This window comes from Pseudoalteromonas sp. S2721 (assembly GCF_005887425.1).
In the GTDB taxonomy this organism is placed as follows: Bacteria; Pseudomonadota; Gammaproteobacteria; order Enterobacterales; family Alteromonadaceae; genus Pseudoalteromonas; species Pseudoalteromonas simplex.
Genome location: NZ_PNCZ01000073.1, coordinates 1 through 5,841 on the forward strand (window position 1 = coordinate 1; position 5,841 = coordinate 5,841).

Annotated in this window: 6 protein-coding genes and 1 tRNA gene; all 7 read right to left on the reverse strand. The window is 40.2% G+C overall.

Annotated features, from left to right (window positions below):
• Nucleotides 1-7: 7 nt before the first annotated feature.
• A tRNA-Lys gene (locus CWC02_RS19265) sits at nucleotides 8-83 on the reverse strand.
• Nucleotides 84-251: 168 nt separating this feature from the next.
• Nucleotides 252-1,013: a tol-pal system protein YbgF gene (gene ybgF, locus CWC02_RS19270; protein WP_054553017.1), complete on the reverse strand. Its 762-nt coding sequence runs from the start codon at nucleotides 1,011-1,013 to the stop codon at nucleotides 252-254.
• A gap of 12 nt (nucleotides 1,014-1,025) precedes the next feature.
• Nucleotides 1,026-1,568 (reverse strand): peptidoglycan-associated lipoprotein Pal, encoded by a 543-nt coding sequence (gene pal, locus CWC02_RS19275; protein WP_054553016.1) that lies wholly within the window; start codon nucleotides 1,566-1,568, stop codon nucleotides 1,026-1,028.
• A gap of 34 nt (nucleotides 1,569-1,602) precedes the next feature.
• Nucleotides 1,603-2,961, reverse strand: a complete 1,359-nt coding sequence (gene tolB, locus CWC02_RS19280; protein WP_054553015.1) for a Tol-Pal system beta propeller repeat protein TolB — start codon at nucleotides 2,959-2,961, stop codon at nucleotides 1,603-1,605.
• A gap of 9 nt (nucleotides 2,962-2,970) precedes the next feature.
• A complete protein-coding gene (tolA, locus tag CWC02_RS19285; RefSeq protein ID WP_054553014.1) occupies nucleotides 2,971-3,909 on the reverse strand; it encodes a cell envelope integrity protein TolA in 939 nt (312 codons plus the stop codon).
• A 1-nt stretch (nucleotide 3,910) separates the two neighbouring features.
• Entirely contained in the window at nucleotides 3,911-4,336 is a 426-nt protein-coding gene (gene tolR / locus CWC02_RS19290; protein WP_054553013.1) for a protein TolR, read from the reverse strand.
• Nucleotides 4,323-5,027: a protein TolQ gene (gene tolQ / locus CWC02_RS19295; RefSeq protein WP_054553012.1), complete on the reverse strand. Its 705-nt coding sequence runs from the start codon at nucleotides 5,025-5,027 to the stop codon at nucleotides 4,323-4,325. The genes tolR and tolQ overlap by 14 nt, the downstream gene beginning before the upstream one ends.
• Nucleotides 5,028-5,841: the final 814 nt, after the last annotated feature.

The following is a 5,841-nucleotide window of genomic DNA, read 5'->3' on the forward strand; positions in this document are numbered from 1 at the left end:
GATAGAATGGTGGGTCATGATGGACTTGAACCATCGACCAATGGATTAAAAGTCCACTGCTCTACCAACTGAGCTAATGACCCGCTCTTTTTTCCGCATTTTGGCTGTTGTTACCAATCGCCTGCTGCGGGCGCTTATAATACTTATTTAAATGCTGAGTGCAACAGAAAATATCTCTTTTTTTAAGTTTTTATGTCTAGTTGCCTAATTTTAGACCGCTTATGTCAAAAAGCAGTCTAATCAGGTCAAATCTACATTTGCGACAGACGTTCTGTGGCTAATTTAGCAGCGGTAGTACTTGGGTACTGATTAATTAAATCATTAAAGGTTTTAAGGGCTTGCTCGCCTAAACCTTGATCCGCTAATAAGTTTCCTAACTTTAACATTGCATCTGGGCGCTTATTAGAATTAGGGTATTCATTCACAACAACTTTAAAGTGCTCAGTCGCACCTGCTTGATCGTTTTGAATAGTTAACAGCTGACCTAACCAATAATGCGCATTAGATGCATACACTGAATTTGGGTATGTCGTTAAGAATGCTTGAAACTCAGGAATTGCTTGCTCATAACGTTTATCTTTCATGATTAACGCCACTGCACGCTCATAAGCTTCGTTTTCAGATAAGTCTGAACTGATTGCCTGTGATGCACCTACATCTGTATAAGTATTTGTAGGTTGAGTTTGTGTTGCAGCAGGCTGGCTATAAGCTTGGCTAACTCGGTTCTCAATTTCTTGATATAGCTCACGCTGACGTTGCAGTACTTTTTCAAGCTTATAGCTTTGCTCTTCTGTAATACCACGTACTTGGCTCACTTCGTCTTGTAAAATATTAAGCTGCTGCTGAAGCTCAGCTTGCAATAAATTACGTGACTTCATCATGTTTTCTAAAGCGACTAAACGCTTCTCAATGCTCGATTGCGAGCTTGCAGCTTCTGAAACAGGAGCGGGAGCAGCCCATAACTGGGTGCTCCCGCTTAAGATCATTGCTGCCAAAATAATTTTCGGCTTCATAATGACTCTTTATTAGTAAACTAATACTGCGCGACGGTTCTTCGCGAACGCTTCTTCAGTGCGAGACTTAACCATTGGCTTCTCTTCACCATAGCTCACTACTGACATTTGGCTAGCAGAAACACCTAAACTTTGTAAGTATTTTTCTACTGCTTGACCACGGTGCTCGCCTAGTGCGATGTTGTACTCAGGCGTACCGCGCTCATCAGCGTGACCTTCGATTAGTACTTTAACTGAAGGGTTTTGTACTAAGAATTCAGCGTGTGCTTGTAATAGTTCAGCATACTTGCTTTGGATTTTTGCGTTATCAAAACCAAAGTAAATGATTTGCTCTTGACGTAACGCTTCGTATTTTTCACGAAGTGCTTCTTCAGCTTGTTGCTCTGGAGTAAGCGTTGCAACTTCAACAGTATCAGTGTTGTTTGATTGCTCAACCATACCTTGGTTAGATTGGTTTGCAGCACCTTCATCAACACCTGAAGAAGAGCTACACGCCGCTAATGTCATCACTGGCACAGCAATTAGCAGGCCTTTTAAAGTTTTATTAAGTTGCATTTAATTGATTCCTATATTGAGTAAACCAGTATAATTACTGTAAATAAGGCGACCAAGCCGGTGCCTTAACTTGTCCGTCTAGCACAGGTAAGCGTGCTTTAAAGCGACCATCCATAGAAACTAACGCCAACACCTGTTTATTATTATGAAGCGTGCTGTAGATAATCATCGAGCCGTTTGGTGCGATACTCGGCGATTCATCAAGGCGTGTTCTAGTTAATACTTGGAACGCACCTGTAGCTAGCTCTTTCTTAGCAAGATGGTATTGACCGTTGGTACGGTTCACCATCACTAATTCTTTTCCGTCTGGAGAAACCGAACCTGCTAGGTTCATATCTCCGTCAAACGTCATGCGTTTTGACCTACCAGTTTGCAAATTTAACTTATAAATCTGGGCATTACCACCCCTTTCAGACGTAAACACAATATCTTGCCCATTAGGGAACCAAGATGGTTCAGTATCTATACTACGGTGATTTGTAAGGCGTCTTTCTTTGCGAGTTGCAAGGTCTAAAACATATACTTCTGTTGCACCATTGCGGTCTTTAGAGAGCACTAATAGTAGCTTTTTGCCATCAGGTGAGAACTGTGGCGCACCATTAATACCAGGGTGACTTGTGATCAGCTCACGTTTACCCGTGTATAAATCTTGAATGTAAATTTGGCTTTGACGATTTTCAAATGTTACATACGCAAGCTTAGTACCATCTGGTGACCATGCCGGTGACATTAATGGTTCTTTCGAGCGAAGTAATACTTGCTCATTAAAACCATCATAATCAGCAACGACTAACTGATAAGGCATTGCCTGATTTTCTCTCACAATAACGTAGGCAATCTTCGTTAAGAATGCACCTTTTTCGCCAGTTAAAGCTTCGTATACAACATCACTGATGCGGTGAGCGTAGCGGCGGAAACCCGTTTCAGCTATTACACTTTCTCTTGCATCAAGAATATGGTCTTGGCTTTTAACTAACTTACCGTTACTCATCATCTGTGTTTGACCACCCGTGATCTGACCACGAATAACATCAATAAGCTCATACTTAACTAAGTAACGTCCACCTGGCTGTTGTTCAACTTGACCAACAAGAACGGCTTCAACACCTTTATTAACCCATGCAGCATAGTCAACGTCAGTATCAGTTGCTGGTAATTGAGGCATTGTTGCTACATCAATAGGTTTAAATTTACCACTACGCATTAAGTCTGCTGCAATAACAGTACTTAACTTTTCAGGGATGGGGCCAACCCCATTGTATTGAAATGGCACAACCGCAATCGGACGTGCACCATCAACACCTTCGGTAATAACAATTTCTAGTGCAGCACTGGCGATGCCATGAAAGCCCAGTAATACAATAAAACATGCTGTTTTTATCTGGTTGAACATATCATTCCTTTAGAATTCTGGCTTGATTGTTAAATTAATATTTTTAAGTTGCTCAAATACGTCTTTATCAGGTGATACCGGGAGTGTATCTGCCATACGAACAGCTCGAAGCGCAGCTTCACACACTAATTTATCACCACCTAATGACTTAACTTGTGTTACTAAGCCATTAAAGCCAAGACGAATATTTACACGACATTGTTTATTCTTCATCTTTTCATCGATAAGTAAAGTTTGCTGAATACGTGCCATTATTAAGGCTTTGTATTTGTCGACTTCACTTACAATTTGCTGTTGACGAACTTTATTTCGTGCAGCTTGCTCAGCAGCTAACTGCTCTTGCAACATCTGCTCTTGCAATGCTTGCTGGCGTTTACGCTCGGCTTCGGCTTCTTTGCGTTTACGTTCAGCTTCTGCTTCGGCAGCTTTACGCTTACGCTCTTCTTCCGCTTTCTTTAACGCCTCTTCTTCAGCTTTGCGCTTTTCTGCTGCAGCTTTTGCTGCTGCTTCAGCTTCTTGCTTTTGCTTTTCGGCTTGTTGCGCTTTAGCACGTTCTTTTTGCTGAATTTCACGTGCTTTTTTCGCTTGTGCTTCGGCTTCTGCTTTTTCTTTCTCTTTAGCGCGGCGCTGTTGTTCTAGCTTTTTAAGACGACGGTCTTCCGCTTCACGTTGCTTGCGCGCATCATTGGCACGTCGTTCAAGATCACGAAGACGCTTTGCTTCAGCTTGTTTTTTCGCTTCTTCTTGCTTTTTTAGCTCAGCAATTTTTTGTTCAACCTTTTGTTGGTCTACCGTAACTGCTGAAACAGCCTTTTCTGGCTCAGGCATAGCTGGATTCAAAGTTACTTCCATTACCTTAGGAGTAGGTAAATGAAAACTAGCTGATCCAATTAAAAAACCAATAATACCCAGATGTAATAGAATCGATTTGATTAATGACTCACGCATACTAACCCTCAAATGATTCGGTCATTAGACCCACTGAAGGCACACCGGCATTTTTCAAAAAGTCCATAAGTAGCAGTACTTCTTGATAAGAAACACGGCCCGAACCTTTGATCATCACTGGCGTATCTGGATTCTTTTGCAGCTGAAGTTTAATCACTGCAGCAACATCCAACGCTTCCATTGGTGCTTCAGGATCTGTACCAATACTTACATAGTACTTACCTTCAGCATCAATTGACGCAATAATTGGAGGCGTATCTTTAGTATCAACAAGATCCGATTCTTCCATCTTTGGCAAATCTACTTTTACACCATGAGTAATAAGTGGCGCAGTTGCCATAAATATGATTAGTAGTACCAACATTACGTCAATGTAAGGAACTACGTTTATCTCACCTACTGGGCGACGTTTCTTACGCTGGTACATTCGCTTTAGCCTCTATTTGCGCAGCAGCTTGGCGGTGTAAAATATTGGCGAACTCTTCCATGAAGTTAATATAATTACCTTCAAGCTTTTCTACTTTGTTTGCAAAACGGTTGTAAGCAATAACAGCTGGAATTGCAGCAAATAAACCCATTGCTGTTGCGATTAGTGCTTCAGCAATACCTGGCGCTACCATTTGTAGCGTTGCTTGCTTAACTTCACCTAATGCGATAAATGCGTTCATAATACCCCACACCGTACCAAACAGGCCGATGTAAGGACTAATAGAACCCACTGTTGCTAAAAACGATAAACTTGACTCAAGCTTTTCAACTTCACGCGATAAAGCAACACGCATTGAACGGTGTGTGCCTTCCATAACAATACTTGCACTTTGTGGTGAATTTTTCTTATGACGTGCAAACTCTTTAAAACCTGCAACGAATAATGCTTCAACACCTGATGCGCCACCAGGACGCGCTGATACTTCGTTGTATAATTTACTTAGGTCAATACCCGACCAAAACTTCTGCTCAAAGCGCTTTGCGCCATTAAGTGCATCAGAAATCGCTTTTTTACGCTGAAAGATAATTGCCCATGACATTACCGACATACCGACTAATGCCAACATTACTAGCTGGACAAGTACACTGGCTTCTAGAATAAGATCTAAAAAGTTAAGCCCTGATCCCACGTTAAACTCCTAAAATAGATTTCTATGTAATTTGTTATATTTTTTACACTTGTATTTATTGACCACAAAGGCGGCCAAAAGTTACATCTAGTGTATCTAGTCAGCTATGAACTGACAACGCTCTTGCTGTGAATTAGCGGCAAATAACGGTAAAAAGCAATTTGCTTAGTTATTTTTTAGCCATATTAGGTTTTATCAATACAATTATGCATATTTTCACCTTAATAATAAGTCATTACAGTGACACTAAAAAGCAACCAAAACAGCCAAAAACTCGGCGTTTATTCATAAATAACGCATAAACACCCAAAAGCACTCTTACGAATCTACTACAGAATACTTAAACTAATCCTGAATAAAGTTCTTAAAATTTATAAAAACCTTCCCATTCATGAACTTAAAATTAATATATTCACAATGTGAACAAAAAGAAAACAACTAAAAAATATACTCACATTAGTTTTTTTTATCTGAAAATAAAATTTTTCTAGTTTGAAGAAAAATCCATCATTGCGTATTATTTACCTATACCGAGCTAGCAACCTCATGAAAGTTTCTTTCATTAAGCTCCGTTTTTAGCAATATGAAATTTCGTATTGCACTAGGTTTACTTAAATCTGGATAAAACCTTTTTTAAGTAGACCGTAGTTCCCTGGATTACTTCCTTCAACTTGTTGTTTGCCCGCATCCTTATGCGGGCTTTTTTTTTGCCTACACAAACGTCAATGAGAATACCTATCGATAACTTAACAGCATGTGAATTACAGATGTTAAAATGAGACAACAACCCAGCGGTTAGTGGTTAGTGGTTAGT

Excerpts from the sequence above, each read along its gene's own strand:
- ybgF (WP_054553017.1), bottom strand. The coding sequence starts at position 1,013 with ATGAAGCCGAAAATTATTTTGGCAGCAATGATCTTAAGCGGGAGCACC.
- pal (WP_054553016.1), bottom strand. The coding sequence starts at position 1,568 with ATGCAACTTAATAAAACTTTAAAAGGCCTGCTAATTGCTGTGCCAGTG.
- tolB (WP_054553015.1), bottom strand. The coding sequence starts at position 2,961 with ATGTTCAACCAGATAAAAACAGCATGTTTTATTGTATTACTGGGCTTT.
- tolA (WP_054553014.1), bottom strand. The coding sequence starts at position 3,909 with ATGCGTGAGTCATTAATCAAATCGATTCTATTACATCTGGGTATTATT.
- tolR (WP_054553013.1), bottom strand. The coding sequence starts at position 4,336 with ATGTACCAGCGTAAGAAACGTCGCCCAGTAGGTGAGATAAACGTAGTT.